Source organism: Streptomyces sp. CC0208 (assembly GCF_003443735.1).
Classification (GTDB): Bacteria; Actinomycetota; Actinomycetes; order Streptomycetales; family Streptomycetaceae; genus Streptomyces; species Streptomyces sviceus.
The window spans coordinates 2739896-2757395 of sequence record NZ_CP031969.1 but is presented as its reverse complement, the minus strand read 5'-3'; the positions used below and the strand labels follow the sequence as shown (position 1 = coordinate 2757395).

At 69.9% G+C, this 17500-nt stretch carries 18 protein-coding genes and 1 riboswitch; of the genes, 11 read left to right on the top strand and 7 right to left on the bottom strand.

The window, feature by feature from the left end; genetic code table 11:
* Positions 1–163: 163 nt before the first annotated feature.
* The 6 genes from D1369_RS12365 to D1369_RS12340 all read left to right on the top strand — a co-directional run bounded on the left by D1369_RS12365 (position 164) and on the right by D1369_RS12340 (position 6401).
* Positions 164–1342 carry an Ig-like domain-containing protein gene (locus tag D1369_RS12365; RefSeq protein ID WP_050789754.1) on the top strand — a complete coding sequence of 393 codons (1179 nt, stop codon included), beginning with the start codon at positions 164–166 and terminating at the stop codon, positions 1340–1342.
* Between the two features lie 234 nt (positions 1343–1576).
* Positions 1577–2755: an Ig-like domain-containing protein gene (locus tag D1369_RS12360; protein ID WP_037903657.1), complete on the top strand. Its 1179-nt coding sequence runs from the start codon at positions 1577–1579 to the stop codon at positions 2753–2755.
* Between the two features lie 133 nt (positions 2756–2888).
* Entirely contained in the window at positions 2889–3656 is a 768-nt protein-coding gene (locus D1369_RS12355; protein WP_007384820.1) for an enoyl-CoA hydratase-related protein, read from the top strand.
* Positions 3657–3813: 157 nt separating this feature from the next.
* A complete protein-coding gene (locus D1369_RS12350; protein WP_007384821.1) occupies positions 3814–4422 on the top strand; it encodes an ATP-binding protein in 609 nt (202 codons plus the stop codon).
* Between the two features lie 42 nt (positions 4423–4464).
* On the top strand, positions 4465–5202 hold the full coding sequence (locus D1369_RS12345; protein ID WP_007384822.1) for a polysaccharide deacetylase family protein: 738 nt from the start codon (positions 4465–4467) through the stop codon (positions 5200–5202).
* Positions 5202–6401 (top strand): hypothetical protein, encoded by a 1200-nt coding sequence (locus D1369_RS12340; protein ID WP_007384823.1) that lies wholly within the window; start codon positions 5202–5204, stop codon positions 6399–6401. Before D1369_RS12345 ends, D1369_RS12340 begins: the two co-directional genes overlap by 1 nt.
* On the opposite strand, the gene D1369_RS12335 is transcribed toward D1369_RS12340, so the two are convergent.
* Positions 6372–7052: a GNAT family N-acetyltransferase gene (locus D1369_RS12335; protein WP_007384824.1), complete on the bottom strand. Its 681-nt coding sequence runs from the start codon at positions 7050–7052 to the stop codon at positions 6372–6374. The genes D1369_RS12340 and D1369_RS12335 overlap by 30 nt on opposite strands.
* Before the next feature lie 174 nt (positions 7053–7226).
* Here D1369_RS12335 and D1369_RS12330 point away from each other — a divergent pair, with 174 nt between their 5' ends.
* Positions 7227–7445 carry an EF-hand domain-containing protein gene (locus tag D1369_RS12330; protein WP_007384825.1) on the top strand — a complete coding sequence of 73 codons (219 nt, stop codon included), beginning with the start codon at positions 7227–7229 and terminating at the stop codon, positions 7443–7445.
* Between the two features lie 50 nt (positions 7446–7495).
* Here the strand turns inward: D1369_RS12330 and D1369_RS12325 are convergent, their stop codons facing one another.
* The 6 genes from D1369_RS12325 to gcvT form a co-directional block, all read right to left on the bottom strand.
* Positions 7496–8038, bottom strand: a complete 543-nt coding sequence (locus tag D1369_RS12325; protein ID WP_007384826.1) for an MOSC domain-containing protein — start codon at positions 8036–8038, stop codon at positions 7496–7498.
* 27 nt (positions 8039–8065) lie between these two features.
* On the bottom strand, positions 8066–8623 hold the full coding sequence (locus tag D1369_RS12320) for a glycoside hydrolase family 25 protein (RefSeq protein ID WP_007384827.1): 558 nt from the start codon (positions 8621–8623) through the stop codon (positions 8066–8068).
* A gap of 297 nt (positions 8624–8920) precedes the next feature.
* Complete coding sequence (locus D1369_RS12315) at positions 8921–10288, bottom strand: L-serine ammonia-lyase (protein WP_007384828.1); 1368 nt, start codon at positions 10286–10288, stop codon at positions 8921–8923.
* A gap of 66 nt (positions 10289–10354) precedes the next feature.
* A complete protein-coding gene (glyA, locus tag D1369_RS12310; RefSeq protein ID WP_007384829.1) occupies positions 10355–11617 on the bottom strand; it encodes a serine hydroxymethyltransferase in 1263 nt (420 codons plus the stop codon).
* A 14-nt stretch (positions 11618–11631) separates the two neighbouring features.
* Positions 11632–12009, bottom strand: a complete 378-nt coding sequence (gcvH, locus tag D1369_RS12305) for a glycine cleavage system protein GcvH (protein ID WP_007384830.1) — start codon at positions 12007–12009, stop codon at positions 11632–11634.
* A gap of 112 nt (positions 12010–12121) precedes the next feature.
* Positions 12122–13240 carry a glycine cleavage system aminomethyltransferase GcvT gene (gene gcvT / locus D1369_RS12300; protein WP_007384831.1) on the bottom strand — a complete coding sequence of 373 codons (1119 nt, stop codon included), beginning with the start codon at positions 13238–13240 and terminating at the stop codon, positions 12122–12124.
* Between the two features lie 155 nt (positions 13241–13395).
* Positions 13396–13493, bottom strand: a riboswitch (glycine riboswitch).
* A gap of 182 nt (positions 13494–13675) precedes the next feature.
* Here gcvT and D1369_RS12295 point away from each other — a divergent pair.
* The 4 genes from D1369_RS12295 (at position 13676) to D1369_RS12275 (ending at position 17494) form a co-directional block, all read left to right on the top strand.
* On the top strand, positions 13676–14344 hold the full coding sequence (locus tag D1369_RS12295; RefSeq protein WP_007384832.1) for an AAA family ATPase: 669 nt from the start codon (positions 13676–13678) through the stop codon (positions 14342–14344).
* Between the two features lie 67 nt (positions 14345–14411).
* Positions 14412–15203 (top strand): enhanced serine sensitivity protein SseB, encoded by a 792-nt coding sequence (locus tag D1369_RS12290; RefSeq protein WP_007384833.1) that lies wholly within the window; start codon positions 14412–14414, stop codon positions 15201–15203.
* Positions 15204–15365: 162 nt separating this feature from the next.
* Positions 15366–16160 carry an enhanced serine sensitivity protein SseB C-terminal domain-containing protein gene (locus D1369_RS12280; protein ID WP_007384834.1) on the top strand — a complete coding sequence of 265 codons (795 nt, stop codon included), beginning with the start codon at positions 15366–15368 and terminating at the stop codon, positions 16158–16160.
* 335 nt (positions 16161–16495) lie between these two features.
* Positions 16496–17494: an ABC transporter permease gene (locus D1369_RS12275; RefSeq protein WP_007384835.1), complete on the top strand. Its 999-nt coding sequence runs from the start codon at positions 16496–16498 to the stop codon at positions 17492–17494.
* The last annotated feature ends 6 nt before the right edge of the window (positions 17495–17500 follow it).

Here is a 17500-nt window from a genome sequence, read left to right as displayed (position 1 = left end):
TTGGGCGAGGTGCCCGAGGATCTGCCAGGTCAGGTCGCCAAGGAGGCGCACCCGCCCGCGGCCACCGACCTCACGTTTCCCCTGGGTGGGCCCGGTCGTTGGGATTGCCGTGACGCAAGGACATGGGCGCGCTCGGCGCGTGGGGGCCGCTTTGGCCGCCGTAATGACATGGGCAGGACTGCTGGCCGGAGCCGCCGGCTGCACGGCGGACGGGGGTGGCGGGATCGAGGGCGTCGGCGGGTTCGGGAAGCCTCCCGCGCCCGAGGACGTCATCCGGGTCGCCCCCGACGACGGGACCAAGGGCGTGCCGCCCGAGGAGAAGCTCCGGGTCCGGGTGCCTGGCGGGCGTCTGGAGTCGGTCACCGTCGTCAAGTCCCAGGACGCGCAGGACTTCCCGGTGCCCGGGCACATCTCCGCCGACGGCCTGCGCTGGGAACCCGACGAGGCACAGCTGGCGCTGGCCGCCAAGTACACGGTCGACGCGGTCGCGCTCGACGCCCACGGCCGCCGCTCGGCCCGGCACACCACCTTCACCACCTACGTCCCCGAGGAGCGCTTCATCGGGTATGTCAGCCCCGAGAACCGCTCCACCGTCGGCACCGGAATGATCGTCTCCCTGGAGTTCAACCGGGAGATCGAGGACCGCGCCGCCGTCGAACGCGCCGTACACGTCACCGCGAAGCCGCCCGTCGAGATCCGTCCGCACTGGTTCGGCAAGGGCCGCCTCGACTTCCGTCCCGAGCACTACTGGACACCGGGCACCCGGGTGACCGTCGCGCTCCGACTCCGCGATGTGGAGGGCGCGCCCGGCGTCTACGGCCTCCAGTACCGGACCTTCTCCTTCACCGTCGGCCGCAGCCAGGTCTCCCTCGTCGACGCGGCCGCCCACACCATGCAGGTCAGACGGGACGGCGCGCTGCTCGCCACCGTGCCGATCACCGCCGGCGCGCCGAAGACGACCACCTACAACGGCAAGATGGTCGTCACCGAGATGCTCGAAGTGACCCGCATGAACAGCCGCACGGTCGGCTTCGGCGGCGAGTACGACATCCCGGACGTCCCGCACGCCCTGCGGCTGACCGACTCCGGCACCTTCCTGCACGGCAACTACTGGTCGCCCACCGCCCCCGGACGGGTCAATGTCAGCCACGGCTGTGTGGGCCTCAGGGATGTGAAGGGCGGCAGCTCGGACACGCCCGCGGGCTGGTTCTTCGACCGCAGCCTCGTCGGGGACGTCGTCGAGGTCGTCCACAGCGATGACAAAAAGGTCGCTCCCGACAATGGCCTCGGTGGCTGGAATATGGGTTGGAAGGAGTGGAAGGCGGGCAGCGCGGTGAAGTAGCCCGACAGGGACGGTGACAGGGGGGCGGCTTGGCCCGACTTTCCGTCGCGGTTGGGACGAAATGGTGACCTTGGACTTACACGATGCTCAAAAGTCTGCGGTTAATATTCGCCAACGCGTGCGGAGAACGCGCGGGGGAGCGGGCCTGACCTGGCCCTTCGAGGGGAGAAACACTTGAACGTGCGACCGATATCGGGGGCGTCGGTTGACGCGCGAGGGCGCGGGGCCAGAGGACTGCTGGCGTTGATACTCGGAGTTCTGCTGCTGGCCGTCACCGCCTGCGGCGGGGGGAATTCCGGTTCCGGTGACGCCAAGGCGGAGAAGGGCGACTCGTCCGCCACCGAGACCAAGCAGTCCGAGGCGGTCGTCTCCATCAGCCCGAAGGACGGGGCGAAGTCCGTCGACACCAGCGGTGCCCTCAAGGTCGGCGCGACCAAGGGCAAGTTGACCGAGGTCCGGGTCAAGGACGCCAAGGGCACCGCGATAGCCGGGAAGATAGCCGCGGACGGCGCCTCCTGGACGCCGTCCACCCACCTCGCCTCCGGCACCAAGTACTTGGTGCACGCGGTCGCGAAGGACGCCGAGGGCCGCACGGCCGCCGAGGACTCCAGCTTCACCACCCTGACCCCGAAGAACACCTTCATCGGTACCTTCACGCCCGAGGACGGCTCGACGGTCGGCGTCGGAATGCCGTTCTCCATCCGCTTCACCCGGGGCATCACCAGCCCCGAGGACGTCGAGAAGGCCATCACGATCAAGACCTCGCCCGCCGTCGACGTCCAGGGCCACTGGTTCGGCAACGACCGCCTGGACTTCCGTCCCGAGCGGTACTGGAAGGAAGGCACCAAGGTCACCGTCGACCTCGACCTGAACGGGGTCGAGGGCCGCGACGGCGTCTACGGCAAGCAGGACAAGACCGTCTCCTTCACCATCGGCCGCAACCAGGTCTCCGTCGTGGACTCCAAGAAGCACACGATGAAGATCACCCAGGACGGCAGGACCATCAAGACCCTCAAGGTCACCACCGGCAAGCCCGGTTACGACACCTGGAACGGCCAGATGGTCATCAGCGAGAAGCTCGCGGTGACCCGGATGAACGGCGAAACGGTCGGCTACGGCGGCGAGTACGACATCAAGGACGTCCCGCACGCCTCCCGCCTCACCGACTCCGGCACCTTCCTCCACGGCAACTACTGGGGCGGCGACGCCTTCGGCAACTACAACGCCAGCCACGGCTGCGTGGGCCTGCGCGACGTCAAGGGCGGTTACGACAGCGGGGTACCGGCCGCCTGGTTCTTCAACCACTCGATGATCGGCGACGTGGTCGTCGTCAAGAACTCCGACGACGCGACGGTCGCACCGGACAACGGCCTCAACGGCTGGAACATGTCGTGGGAGAAGTGGAAGGCGTAGGACCTGTGGCGCTCAGCGGCCCCGGTGTTGCGGATACGACACCGGGGCCGCCGTCGTCGGTGGCGTGCCGCGCCGGCCGAATGTGAGCGACCGCACCCGGCCGGTCGCCGTTAGTCGCCGTTAACCTGCTGGCATGACCGTGAATCTCGAAGTCGCCGAAGGCGTCGGCACCATCCGTCTGGACCGCCCGCCCATGAACGCGCTGGACGTGGCCACCCAGGACCGGCTGAAGGAGCTCGCCGAGGAGGCGACCCGGCGCGAGGACGTGCGCGCCGTGATCGTGTACGGCGGGGAGAAGGTGTTCGCGGCCGGCGCGGACATCAAGGAGATGCAGGCCATGGACCACACCGCGATGGTCCTGCGCGCCCGCGCCCTCCAGGACTCGTTCACGGCCGTGGCCCGCATCCCCAAGCCGGTCGTCGCGGCCGTCACCGGATACGCCCTGGGCGGCGGCTGCGAGCTCGCGCTGTGCGCGGACTTCCGGATCGCCGCGGAGAACGCCAAGCTGGGGCAGCCCGAGATCCTGCTCGGTCTGATCCCCGGCGCGGGCGGCACCCAGCGCCTGGCCCGGCTGGTCGGCCCGTCCAGGGCGAAGGACCTGATCTTCACGGGCCGTATGGTCAAGGCCGACGAGGCGCTGGCGCTCGGCCTCGTGGACCGGGTCGTACCCGCCGGCGAGGTGTACGCCGAGGCGCACGCCTGGGCGGCGAAGCTCGCACAGGGCCCGGCGATCGCGCTGCGCGCCGCCAAGGAGTCGATCGACACGGGTCTTGAGACCGACATCGAGACGGGCCTCGCGGTGGAACGGAACTGGTTCGCAGGCCTGTTCGCCACCGAGGACCGCGAGCGGGGCATGAAGAGCTTCGTCGAGGAGGGCCCCGGCAAGGCGAAATTCCTCTGAACCACTTGCAATTGACACGATGTCTGATCCGAGTCCCTCGATGGGGCGGATTATGGGAGCCTTAACGCAACCTTAAGTCTGCCTTGTCGAGGGAGTCCGTCGATTGCCTCCCAGTGAGCCTCCGCTGCAGGTCAGACGGGCTGTTGACGACGCCGAAGTGCCTGTGGCATATGCCGATGAGCCTCTTCGGAACGGCGCATTCCGGGGGGCGTATTCGTCAGGAACGGCCCCGGAGGACGCTGCGGGCGGCCATGATGGGGGCATGGCGGGGCTGGAGGGTTTCGAACAGCCGCGGGGAGACAACCGTCTGACGGCGGCGCGCTGGTCTCCGGCGGTCGAGGACGAGCACGCACTGAAGGCGCTCGAACTGTTCGGAAACCCCACCGAGGCAGAGGTCCCGCTGCCCTCCCGCCCGGAGTCCGCGGCGACCGCGCGGCGCTTGACCCAGGTGATCGTTCTTCGGCACTGGGGGCTCACCCCGAAGATGACCGAGGACGCGGTCCTCCTCGTGTCCGAACTCGTCGGCAACGCGGTGCGGCACACGGGGGCACGGGTGTTCGGCCTGCGGATGCGGCGTCGGCGGGGGTGGATCCGCATAGAGGTCCGTGACCCCTCGCGCGGACTGCCCTGCCTGCTGCCGGTGCAGGAGACGGATGTCAGCGGGCGGGGACTGTTCCTCGTGGACAAGCTGTCCGACCGCTGGGGCGTCGACCTGCTGCCTCGCGGCAAGACGACGTGGTTCGAGATGCGGGTGGCCGACAGGTAGCCGGTGGGTCGGTCAGCGGCAATCACCGCCATAACGCCTTAAATGGGGCGGGTGACCGCTACCGAACGTCGAGCCGTGCTTCTCGCCGGCGCCGGGCTGGCGTTGGCCGCCGGATGTGCGACCAGGAATGCCGTCGCCCATCCCGTGCCCGCCTCCAGCAGGGCCCCGGCCCCGCCCGCCCTGCCCGCCCAGCTCACCCACGGTCCCCGGGACCGTCCCCGGGTCGCCCTCACCTTCCACGGCGGCGGCGATCCGGCCACCGCCCGCGCCCTGCTCACCGAGGCCGAGAAGCACGGGGCGCGCGTCACCGTGCTGGCCGTCGGGACCTGGCTCGACGCGCACCCCGACCTCGCTCGCCGGATCCGCGACGGCAGCCACGACCTCGGCAACCACACCCTCCGCCACCTCGACATCAACGCGATGTCCGAGGCGGAGGCCAGAGCGGAGATCGCCGGGTGCGCGGAGCGCCTGAAGCGGCTCACCGGGTCGGTGGGGAGCTGGTTCCGCCCCTCCCGTTCGCCCACCGCCTCCCCGCTCGTCACGCGGCTGGCCCAGGAGGCCGGCTACCCCCATGTCCTCTCCTACGACGTCGACTCCCTCGACTTCACCTCGCCCGGCGCCGCCGCCGTCGCCCGCAAGGTCCTCGCCGAGATCCGCGAAGGATCCGTGGTGAGCCTGCACTTCGGGTACGACGACACGGTCGCCGCCCTCCCCGTCGTACTGGAAGAACTCGACCGGCGCGGCCTGGCCGCGGTGACCACCACGGAGTTGTTCAGCTGATGCCCCCCACTCCATTGCAGCGCACCCTTGTGAAGAGCACCCTGATCGCGGGCGCCGCGTTCGTCGCCCTCGCCGCCTGCGGCACCGGGGCCAAGGACGGGACGGACCGGGCCCGTGGCACCAAGGCGGCCGTCCCGGCCCCGGCGAAACCGGTGAAGGCGCAGGTCCACGGGCTGCCCGGGATGCCGCCCGTCCTGGACCCGCGGGACGTCTACGCCGCCGACCGGCCGAACAAGCTGTCACCGGTGGTCAAGGACTTCCCGTCGCGGGTCTACGTGCCCAACACCGAGTCCGACACCGTCTCCGTGATCGACCCGAGGACGTACGAGATCGTCGACACGATCCGTGTCGGGCGGCAGCCCCAGCACGTCGTGCCCTCCTGGGACATGAAGACCCTCTGGGTCAACAACGACCGCGGGAACACCCTGACCCCGATCGACCCGAGCACCGGGAGGGCGGGCAAGCCCGTCGAGGTGCACGACCCGTACAACCTCTACTTCACGCCCAACGGCAGATACGCCGTCGTGATGGCCTCCCTCGACCGTGAACTCGTCTTCCGCGACCCGCACACGATGGAGCGGAAGAAGACGGTTCCGGTCAGCTGCTACGGCGTCAACCACGCCGACTTCTCCCTGGACGGGAGGTACTTCATCGTGTCCTGCGAGTTCAGCGGAGAGCTGCTGAAGGTCGACACCGAGAAGATGAAGGTGATCGGGCAGCAGAAGCTCCCCTTCCGCGGGGCCATGCCGCAGGACGTCAAGGTCTCGCCGGACGGGAAGCGGTTCTACGTCGCGGACATGATGGCCGACGGGGTCTGGGTCCTGGACGGCGACACCTTCGACAAGCCGACGCTGCTGCCCACCGGCAAGGGCACCCACGGCCTCTACATCAGCCGCGACTCCCGCGAGATGTACGTCTCCAACCGCGGCGAAGGAACCGTCTCCGTCTTCGACTTCACCGAGAACAGGGTCACCAAGAAGTGGCACCTGCCCGACGGCGGCAGCCCCGACATGGGCGGCGTCTCCGCCGACGGCAAGGTCCTGTGGCTGTCCGGCCGCTACAACGCCGAGGTCTACGCCATCGACACCCGCACCGGCGCCCAGCTCGCCCGCGTCAAGGTCGGCAGCGGACCGCACGGGCTCGCGGTGTACCCCCAGCCGGGCCGGTACTCACTCGGTCACACCGGCATCTTCCGCTGAGCCGTCGACGCCCCGTGGGGCCGGGGCCAGCAGCACCGCCTCCGCGCCCACCGGACGGTAACCGGCCGCCTGGAACGCCCGCATGCTGCGGGCGTTCCCCGGCGAGACCTGGGCCCACAGCGGCTCCGCGACCAGATGCCTGGCCGCGGTCACCAGCGCCCGCCCCAGCCCCCGGTGCCGTACGTCCGCGTCCACCTCGACCGAGACCTCCAGCCGGCCGCCGACGCCCCGCCCCGTCACCAGCACCCCGCCCTCCGCCGTCCAGGCGCGAATGTCGTCGCGCCGCCTGCGGGCGTACGCGATGCGGGGATGGTGTGCGTCCTCGATCTCCCGCAGCGCGAGCGGCGGTCCGCCCGGCAGCGGGTCGCCGACCAGCATCGCGTCGACGGTCTCCGACCTGCGCCCGGTCCGGTCCAGGAAGGCGGTCAGGAACCGCGGGTTCAGGGTCGCGGCCAGCGCGTCGCAGTCCAGGCCGCGCAGGGTGGCGTGGACCCACTCCGGGTCCTCGTCGGTGAACACGACCGAGTGCGCCGTGAAGGACAGCACGCCCGCGTCCCGGTGACACGCCTGCGGTACGACCGTCGTGCCGCCGTCCGCGGGCGGGAACACCCCGCGGGCCGCCGCGTCGAGAATGTCCCGCAAGGTCTCCATCACACCGCTCCCCGAGTCCGCGCCCCCTGGAAGGTCCACACTCGCAGACATGATCGAGCACGGCACCGCCGTTTCCCCGGGTGGGCGCCGCACCGGAGATCGCGCCGGGCCGCTAATCTGACCTGCGGCAGCAAGCCAGCAGGACACGACAAAGGCAAGAAAAGGGGCGGACCGGTGGCGCACATCGACATCGAGGAAGCACGCAAGCAGTTCGAGCGGATCGATGCGGACGGTGACGGCACCATCACCGCCGCCGAATTCAAGTCCGCCTTGGCCCAGGGCGGCGACTGGAACGTGACCGAGTCGGTCGCCGAGGCGATCATCAAGAGCCGCGACCTCAACGGCGACAAGCTCCTGTCGTTCGACGAGTTCTGGGCCTACCTGAACAAGTAGGGCATACACGGAAGGGGGCGACCGGCAGTCCGGGACGCCCCCTTCGCTGGCTAGACGATCTCCAGGGCCAGGTGCGGGCCCTCGGGCAGCTCGACTGCCACGGCATCCCCGGCCCGCACCACGCCGCCTGCGAGCACGACCGCCATGATCCCGGACTTGAACAGCGCCCGGCCGTCCTCACTCCGGCCCACGACCTGCTTCATCAGCCCCTTCTGGAACCGGTCGATCTGCGCGCACGGGTTCCGCAGCCCGGTCACCTCGACGACGGCCGTCTCGCCGAGCCGCAGCCGCGTACCGCGGGGCAGCGCGAGCAGGTCGATCCCCCGCGTGGTGACGTTCTCGCCGAGCTCTCCCGCGGCCACCTCGAACCCGGCCCGCCGTACCTCGTCGAACAGTTCCTCGTGCATGAGGTGCACCTGCCGGAGGTTCGGCTGCGAGGGGTCCTTCTTCATCCGGAAACGGTGCTTCACCGTGGCCCCGCCATGAACATCCCCCTCCACCCCGAATCCGGCGAGCAGGGTGATGCTCTCCCGGTTCGGCTTGGTGAAGGAGTACGTCCCGTTGCTGCTGACCGCAGTGATCTTCCCGCCCATATGGCAAGCCTACGGGCGGGGCGCGGGTCAGGCGTCGGCCGCCCACTCGCGCAGGGCCGCCTTGCTCGCGAAGTCGGCGACGTTCTTGTCCACCGGGTCGTCGGTGTACTGGTGGAAGCGCCACTTCGCCTTGATGCGGGGCTTGCCGGCGGTGACGTAGTCGGCGATCCAGAGCCCGTCGCCGGCGTACGACGTGGTGTCGACGTTCAGCCAGTAGTGCCGGTTCGTGTAGAGGACGACCCGGTTGTTCGGGCGGAGCTGGCGCACCTTGCGGATGAAGGAGTCCTTCTCCGCGTTGCTCGCGTGCGTGCCGTCGCCCGTGGTCTCCCAGTCGACCGCGAGGATGTCGCCGCCCTTCTCGGGGGCGTGTTTGACGAAGTACTCGGCCTGCGCGGTGAGGTTGCCGGGCCACAGGAAGTGGTAGAAGCCGACGACCAGCCCGGCGTCACGGGCGTGCTTGGTCTGCGCCGAGAGCTTCGGGTTGGTGTAGGAGCGGCCCTCCGTCGCCTTGATGAAGACGAAGGAGAGCCCTTCGGTGCTGAAGGCGGAGGACTGGTAGGCGCTGACATCGATGCCGCGGAGCATGTGGGGGCTCCTCGAAGTGAGAGTGGGGGAACGGACGTTGATGATGCCCCACATGCCCGGCGGGAGAACCTCGCCCACCAGGAGCCCCGGACCTGGGCAGTACGTCCGCCTGCTCCGACCTCCACCTCCGGGGGAACGGTGGGGCGGAATGCGAGGGACACGCCGTACAGGTCTGTCATGCCCGAGGTAGAGCGGTTTGTCGACCGCGAGGGCTGGGGGCACGGCACGGCACTGAAGGAACCTCCGGAGGCGGCGCGCACGACCCCAGTAGGTGAGCGATGGCCTACTGCGAGGACCTCAGCACTCGATGATGTTCACAGCCAGCCCGCCCCGAGCCGTCTCCTTGTACTTCACGCTCATGTCCGCCCCGGTGTCCTTCATCGTCTTGATGACCTTGTCCAGGGACACCATGTGCGAGCCGTCCCCGCGCAGCGCCATCTTCGCCGCCGTGACCGCCTTCACCGCGGCCATGCCGTTGCGCTCGATACAGGGGATCTGGACCAGTCCGCCGACCGGGTCGCAGGTCAGGCCCAGGTTGTGCTCCATGCCGATCTCGGCGGCGTTCTCGACCTGTTCGGGGGAGCCGCCGAGGACCTCGGCGAGGGCGCCCGCGGCCATCGAGCAGGCGGAGCCGACCTCGCCTTGGCAGCCGACCTCGGCGCCGGAGATGGAGGCGTTCTCCTTGAAGAGCATGCCGATGGCGCCCGCGGCGAGGAGAAAGCGGACCACGCCGTCCTCGTCCGCGCCGGGAACGAAGTTCATGTAGTAGTGCAGGACCGCGGGAATGATCCCGGCCGCGCCGTTCGTCGGGGCCGTCACCACCCGGCCGCCGGCCGCGTTCTCCTCGTTGACCGCCATCGCGTACAGCGTGATCCACTCCATGGAGTGGGCCAACGCGTCGCCCTCCGCCCGCAGTTGACGGGCCGTCATGGCGGCGCGGCGGCGCACCCGCAGACCGCCCGGCAGGATGCCCTCCTGGGACATGCCCCGGGATACGCAGTCCTGCATCACGCGCCAGATCTCCAGCAGCCCGGCCCGGATCTCGTCCTCGGTGCGCCAGGCGCGCTCGTTCTCCAGCATCAGGGAGGAGATCGACAGGCCGGTCTCCTTGGTCAGGCGCAGCAGCTCGTCACCCGTGCGGAAGGGGTGCTTCAACACCGTGTCGTCCAGCTTGATGCGGTCCTCGCCGACCGCGTCCTCGTCCACGACGAAGCCGCCGCCGACCGAGTAGTACGTCTTGGACAGCAGTTCCGCGCCCGAGGCGTCGTACGCCCACACCGTCATGCCGTTCGCGTGGTACGGGAGTGCCTTGCGGCGGTGCAGGACCAGGTCGTCGTCGAAGGAGAACGGGATCTCCCGCTCGCCGAGCAGCTTCAGGACGCCCGCGGCCTTGATCTCCGCGACCCGGTCGTCCGCGTTCTCCACGTCCACCGTGCGCGGGGACGCCCCCTCCAGGCCGAGCAGCACCGCCTTCGGGGTGCCGTGGCCGTGGCCGGTCGCGCCCAGAGAGCCGTAGAGCTCGCAGCGGACCGAGGCGACGGCCGGCAGCAGGTCCTCGTTGCGCAGGCGGCGGGCGAACATGCGGGCCGCGCGCATCGGGCCGACCGTGTGGGAGCTCGACGGGCCGATGCCGATCGAGAACAGGTCGAAGACCGAGATGGCCACGGGAACTCCTTCACAAAAAGGTGGGGGCACACATCGTCGGGTGCCCCCACCGCGGAACTGCTCGAACTACTTGTTCAGGCCGGGGTACAGCGGGTGCTTGTCCGCCAGGGCCTTGACCCGGGCCTTCAGCGACTCCACGTCGTACGACGGCTTCAGGGTCTCGGCGATGACGTCCGCGACCTCGGCGAAGTCCTCGGCCGTGAAGCCGCGGGTGGCCAGGGCGGGCGTGCCGATCCTGAGGCCCGACGTCACCATCGGCGGGCGCGGGTCGTTCGGGACGGCGTTGCGGTTGACCGTGATGCCGACCTCGTGGAGACGGTCCTCGGCCTGCCTGCCGTCCAGCTCGGACTCGCGCAGGTCGACGAGGATGAGGTGGACGTCGGTGCCGCCGGAGAGCACGTTGACCCCGGCCTCCCGGGCGTCGTCGGCCGTCAGACGCTCGGCGAGGATGCGCGCACCGTCCACCGTACGCCGCTGGCGCTCCTTGAACTCCTCGGAGGCCGCGACCTTGAAGGACACCGCCTTCGCCGCGATCACGTGCTCCAGGGGACCGCCCTGGAAGCCCGGGAACACGGAGGAGTTCAGCTTCTTCGCGAACTCCTGCTTGGCGAGGATGATCCCGCCGCGCGGTCCGCCCAGCGTCTTGTGGGTGGTGGAGGTGACCACGTCGGCGTGCTCGACGGGGTTCGGGTGCAGCCCGGCCGCGACCAGACCGGCGAAGTGGGCCATGTCGACCCACAGGTACGCCTCGACCTCGTCGGCGATCCGGCGGAACTCCGCGAAGTCCAGCTGCCGCGGGTAGGCGGACCAGCCCGCGATGATCACCTTCGGCCGGTGCTCGCGCGCGAGCTTCTCCAGCTCGGCCATGTCGACGAGACCCGACTCGTCCACGTGGTAGGCGACGACATTGAACTGCTTGCCGGAGAAGTTCAGCCGCATCCCGTGGGTCAGGTGACCACCGTGCGCGAGGTCGAGACCGAGGATGGTGTCGCCCGGCTGGGCCAGCGCGAACAGGGCGGCCTGGTTCGCGGAGGCACCGGAGTGGGGCTGCACGTTGGCGTACTCGGCGCCGAACAGCTCCTTGACCCGGTCGATCGCGATCTGCTCGGCCACGTCGACGTGCTCGCAGCCGCCGTAGTAGCGGCGGCCCGGGTAGCCCTCGGCGTACTTGTTGGTGAGGACCGAGCCCTGGGCCTCCATGACCGCGAGCGGAGCGAAGTTCTCCGAGGCGATCATCTCGAGGGTGGACTGCTGCCTGACCAGCTCGGCGTCGACCGCGGCCGCGATCTCCGGGTCGAGCTCGTGCAGGGGCGTGTTCAGTGCGGACATCAGGTGCGGACTCCTCAGCCGGCGGAAAAGGCGGTGTACTCGTCGGCGGAGAGCAGGTCGGCCGGCTCCTCCGCGACGCGTACCTTGAACAGCCAGCCGCCCTCGAAGGGGGCGGAGTTCACCAGCGCCGGGTCGCTCACGACGTCCTCGTTGACCTCGGTGACCTCACCGGAGACGGGGGAGTACAGGTCGGACACCGACTTGGTCGACTCCAGCTCGCCGCAGGTCTCGCCCGCGGTCACCGTGTCACCGACCTCCGGGAGCTGGACGAAGACGACATCGCCGAGCGCGTTGGCCGCGTGCTCCGTGATGCCGACCGTCGAGACGCCGTCCTCGGCGCCCGACAGCCACTCGTGCTCCTTGCTGTAACGCAGCTGCTGGGGGTTGCTCATGGCCTGAATTCTCCTGTACGCGGGGGAGTGGTGATGAAGGGGGGACTGCGAAAGGCGTGCGTGAGCAGCGACTCTGTGCCCAGCATCACCTACGACGGCTACTTCTGTGCGGCTACTTCTGGCGCTTGTAGAACGGCAGCGCCACGACCTCGTACGGCTCGTGGCTGCCCCGGATGTCCACACCGACACCGGTCGTGCCGGGCGTCGCGTGCGCGGCGTCGACGTACGCCATCGCGATCGGCCTGCCCAGGGTGGGGGAGGGGGCGCCGGAGGTGACCTCGCCGATCACCTCGCCGCCCGCGACGACCGCGTACCCGGCACGCGGGACGCGACGCCCCTCGGCGACCAGGCCGACGAGGACGCGCGGCGGCGCGGCGGCGGCGCGCTCGGCGGCCCGCTGGAGCGCCTCCCGCCCGACGAAGTCCCCGTCCTTCTCGAACTTCACGACCCGGCCGAGCCCGGCGTCGAAGGGCGTCAGCTCCCGCGAGAGCTCGTGCCCGTACAGCGGCATGCCCGCTTCCAGGCGCAGCGTGTCCCGGCAGGACAGTCCGCACGGGACGAGCCCGACGCCCTCGCCGGCCTTGGTCAGCGCCTGCCACAGTTCGACCGCGTGCTCCGGCTTCACGAACAGCTCGAAGCCGTCCTCACCGGTGTACCCGGTGCGCGCGATCAGCGCCGGCACCCCGGCGACCGTGCCCGGCAGACCGGCGTAGTACTTGAGGCCGTCGAGGTCCGCGTCGGTCAGGGACGCGAGGATCCCGGGGGACTGAGGCCCCTGTACGGCGATCAGCGCGTAGGCGTCCCGGTCGTCACGCACCTCGGCGTCGAAGCCGGCCGCGCGCTCGGTCAGTGCGTCGAGCACGACCTGGGCGTTGGAGGCGTTGGCGACCACCATGTACTCGGTCTCGCCGAGCCGGTAGACGATCAGGTCGTCCAGGATGCCGCCGTCGGCCTGGCAGATCATGGTGTAGCGGGCCCGGCCGACGCCGACGGAGGCGATGTTGCCGACGAGGGCGAAGTTCAGCAGCTGTGCGGCCTGCGGTCCGGTCACGGTGATCTCGCCCATGTGGGAGAGGTCGAAGAGCCCGGCTTGCGTGCGTACCGCGTTGTGTTCGTCGCGCTCGGAGCCGTACCGCAGGGGCATGTCCCAGCCGGCGAAGTCGGTCATGGTCGCACCGAGCGAGCGGTGCAGGGCGTCGAGTGCGGTGAGACGGGGTTCAGAACTGCTCATCGGACGGTCGTCTCCAAGGATCCCAGGACATGGGTGTGACGGGCGAGGTATTCCTCCCCATCTGTCATCGGAACCTGAGAGGTTCGCCATGAAGAACATGGCTTGCACCGTGGGTGGGGCCGCCTTCGAGGGGGCGGCCCGCTTTTCAGATGTGCCTCGCCCGCGCGGTAACGGGGCCTGAGAGATTCAAGGGAGGGACTTGCTCCTTCGGCGCCCGGGTACACGTACCCCGGGACTCTCCCGCGCGGATTCAAGCGGCCGGTATGCAGTTGGCGCCGACATCATTGCACGCCTCGGACGCCGACGGCAGGGCTGCCTCGGCCCCTCCCTTCTGTAACCGGCTTGTGGCGGTACGCGTACAGAAACGCGAGAGATCGTCCATTACCTTCTCTTTACGCTCGGTGGGGAGGGGAACCCCGACCCCGGAGGAGGACGATGACGGTGAACAGGACCACGGCGTACGCGACGACCTCGGCCCTCGCGCTGCCGGAGCAGCCCGCGGCCCCGGCCGTCGAGGCCCGCGGCGCCCGCCCGGTCGTCCGTGACCTGCGCGACCGCGCCGGCCGCAGCCCGCACGCCCTGCTCTTCGGCCCCGGCGACCTCGTCGTCATCACCGGCCTGCCCGGCAGCGGCAAGTCCACGCTGATGAAGCGCGCGGTCACGGGGATCGGAGTCGACTCCCAGGACACCCGTGACCGCTGGGACGCCCGGCTCTCCCGCCTACTGCCGTACGCCCTCTACCGCCCGCTGGTCCGGCTCGCGCACTACGCCGGACTGCGCCGCGCCCTGCGCTCCGGCGAGGGAGTCGTGGTGCACGACTGCGGGACGCAGGCCTGGGTGCGGGGCTGGCTGGCCCGCGAGGCCCGGCGCCGGGGCGGCACCCTGCACCTGCTGCTGCTCGACGTCACGGCGGACACCGCGCTGGAGGGCCAGCGCGAGCGCGGCCGGGAGGTCTCGCGGTATGCCTTCCTGCGGCACCGGGGGGCCGCCGCGCGGCTGATCCGCTCCGTGGAGCGCGGCGATCTGCCCCAGGGCTGCGGCTCGGCGGTGCTGATCGACCGGGAGGCGGCGGACGTCCTGCGGCGGATCGGGTTCACGGGCTGAGTCGCGAACCGCCCGCACCCGCTAGCCTTTCAGCCACATCAGCGGTTCACAGCAGGCGGTCAGACAGATGGACTTCCCAGCGGATCTTCCCGCGGACTTCCCGGCGCACTCGGCACACCCCCATCCGCACGGCGGCTGGCCCGGCAACGAGCTGGAGGAGGTGCTCTCGGCCTCCCTCGGCATGCCCTCCGCGGGCGGCCGGATCATCGAGGTGCTCGGCCGCAGCTTCGTCTGGATCCCGCTGCCGAACGGCGGCGGCCCGCACAGCGGCCCCCTCGACCTGCCCACCCTGGAGATCGGGGGCCAGGCGTTCGTCCCGGTCTTCAGCTCCGAGGAGCAGTTCCGCCAGGTCGTCGGCAGCCATCTGTCGTACACCATCGCCCCGGCGGTCGAGTTCGCCCGCGGCCTGCCCCCGCACGTGGGCATCGCGGTGAACCCGGACGGCGTGGTCGGAGTCCCGCTGCCGCCCGCCGCCGTCGCCGACCTCTGCCGGGTGGGCCGGACCCCGCTGGACGGGCCCAACACCGGCGGCCGGGTCAAGCTCTACGAGCCGGACTGGCAGGACGACCCGGTCGACTTCCTGGCAGCCGCGTCCGCCGAGTTCGCGGCCACGGGCGTGGTCCTGACGGCCCGCCGCTGCCTGGCCGCCATCGAGACGGCCGACCCGGTCATGTTCGTGGGCGTGGAACTCTCCCAGTGGGAGGGCGACCTGCGCACCCTGCCGATGGACGCCCTCGGCCGGGCCCTCGGGCAGACCCCGGTGCGCTGGCCGGTCAACCTGGTCCTGCTGGACGTGGCGGACGACCCGGTGGGCCACTGGATGCGGGGCCAGGTACGGCCCTTCTACACACAGGGCTAGTCGCACCCCCTCAGGGGCGCGGGGCTGTGCCGATCTGCGGCTCCGCCGCGGGGCGCGACCAGCCACGAACAACCCGCACCCGCCGACGGTCGACGAGTCCCGACCCGGTAGGCGCTTAAGCTGGTTTCATACTCGGGGCAACTTCAAGAAGGGCGATACGACGTGAGCGCCAGCGGCACCGCGACCGGCACGGTCGAGCACATGCTGCGCCAGGTGACCCCCGGGCGCTACGACGCCTACGAGGCGCTGCTGCGCGCTCTCGCGACCCCGAACAACGGCCAGATCTGGATGCTCCTGTGGCACGGCCAGTCCGGCTCCCCGGACGCCCAGTACGGAAACATGGAGGTCGACGGCTACGGCTACGCCCCCTGTGTGACCTCGGCGCAGGAGCTGAGCGCCAGCGGCTGGAACCGTTCGTACGAGGTGGTCGACGGCCTCGACGTGGCCCGCACGCTCTATCCCGACCACTACGGCCTCTGGCTCAACCCGCACGCCCCCGGCGGCGGCGTCGGCATCCCCTGGCTCGACCTGCGCCGCATCGCGACCGGCCTGGAGCGCCAGCCCGCGGGACCGCTCAGGCTCACCGAACCCGGCATCGAGATCCCCCAGTTCTACGCCCTGCTCGTGCAGAACGCGCACCGCACCCCGGCGGTCCGCTCGCTGCGCCGCGCCTGGGTGCAGCCGGCGCTCGGGGCGCCGTACCTCGCCATCGGCCTGGACGTGTACGACACCAGTCCCTCGGCCGTGGACTCGGTGCGCGCGATGATGCAGCAGTCCATCGGCGCGGTGCCGGAGGGGCTGCCGGTGTCGACCGTGGCGATGTCCGACGAGTACGACCCGGTGGCCCTGTGGATGCGCGCCGGCGCCCGTCCGTTCTACGACCGCGAGGCCCACGGATCCCCCGCCCAGGCACCGGCGGCCGGGTACGGCTACCCGCCCGCCCGTGGTGGTTACTGAGAGCGATGGCAACCCGTTCGCGTCCTTTACGTAACAGCCATATTTCTTCGCGCGTAGATAGCGGCGGATCATACCGAACGTGCCCTATTGTGCCGTTCTGTCCCAACTGACATACGTCCGAGGGTCGTTACCCGTTGTTCGGATAACGGAATCCCTCGTACTGCATCACGGTTACGCATACTTTCGGCGCCAGGCCTGGCGGGTGATCACAGCGAAGCTGAAGACTCCCCAGGCAGACGCAGGATCAGTAGTCCCTGCGAGCTGAGCAAGTCGACAAAGCCGTAATCCACGGCAGGTGTAGGCCGGTCACCACCGGCGAGAGGGGTCGGGTCACTGTGACCGCACCGATCGAGACCACCGGGGCGCAGGCCGAGGCGCAGCCGGAGGCTGTCCTCGTCGGCGCCGCAAAGGGGCAGATCGAGGGCCGTTCCCTGGGGCAGATCGCCTGGTCCCGGTTCAAGAAGGACAAGGTGGCGGTCGTTGGTGGCGTGATCGTCATCCTGCTGATCCTGCTCGCGGTGCTCTCCCGGCCCATTCAGGCCATGTTCGGGCTGGACCCGAACGCCCTGCACCAGGATCTGATCGACCCGAACACCTCGCTGCCCAAGGGCGACTTCGGCGGCATGAGCTGGTCGCACCCGCTCGGTGTGGAGCCGAAGTTCGGCCGCGACATCGCGACCCGCATCCTCGAGGGCTCCTGGGTCTCGCTGGTCGTCGCCTTCGGCGCCACGATCCTGTCCAACACGATCGGCGCCGTGCTCGGCGTGGTCGCCGGCTACTACGGCGGCCGGGTCGACACGATCATCAGCCGGCTGATGGACACCTTCCTGGCGTTCCCCCTCCTGCTGTTCGCCATCGCCATCTCGGCCACGCTCCAGGGCGGCGCCTTCGGCCTGGAGGGTCTGCCGCTGCACATCAGCGTGCTGATCTTCGTCATCGGCTTCTTCAACTGGCCCTACCTGGGCCGCATCGTGCGCGGCCAGACCCTGGCCCTGCGCGAGCGGGAGTTCGTCGACGCCTCGCGCGGGATGGGGGCCAGGGGGCCGTACATCCTGTTCCGGGAGCTGCTGCCGAACCTCGTCGGCCCGATCATCGTCTACTCGACGCTGCTCATCCCGACCAACATCCTCTTCGAGGCGTCGCTGAGCTTCCTCGGCGTCGGCATCCAGCCCCCGCAGGCGTCCTGGGGCGGCATGATCAACCAGGCGGTCACCTACTACCAGGTCGACCCGCAGTTCATGATCGTGCCTGGTCTGGCCATCTTCGTGACCGTCCTGGCATTCAACCTGCTCGGCGACGGTCTCCGCGACGCTCTCGACCCGCGCAGCCGCTGACCCGCG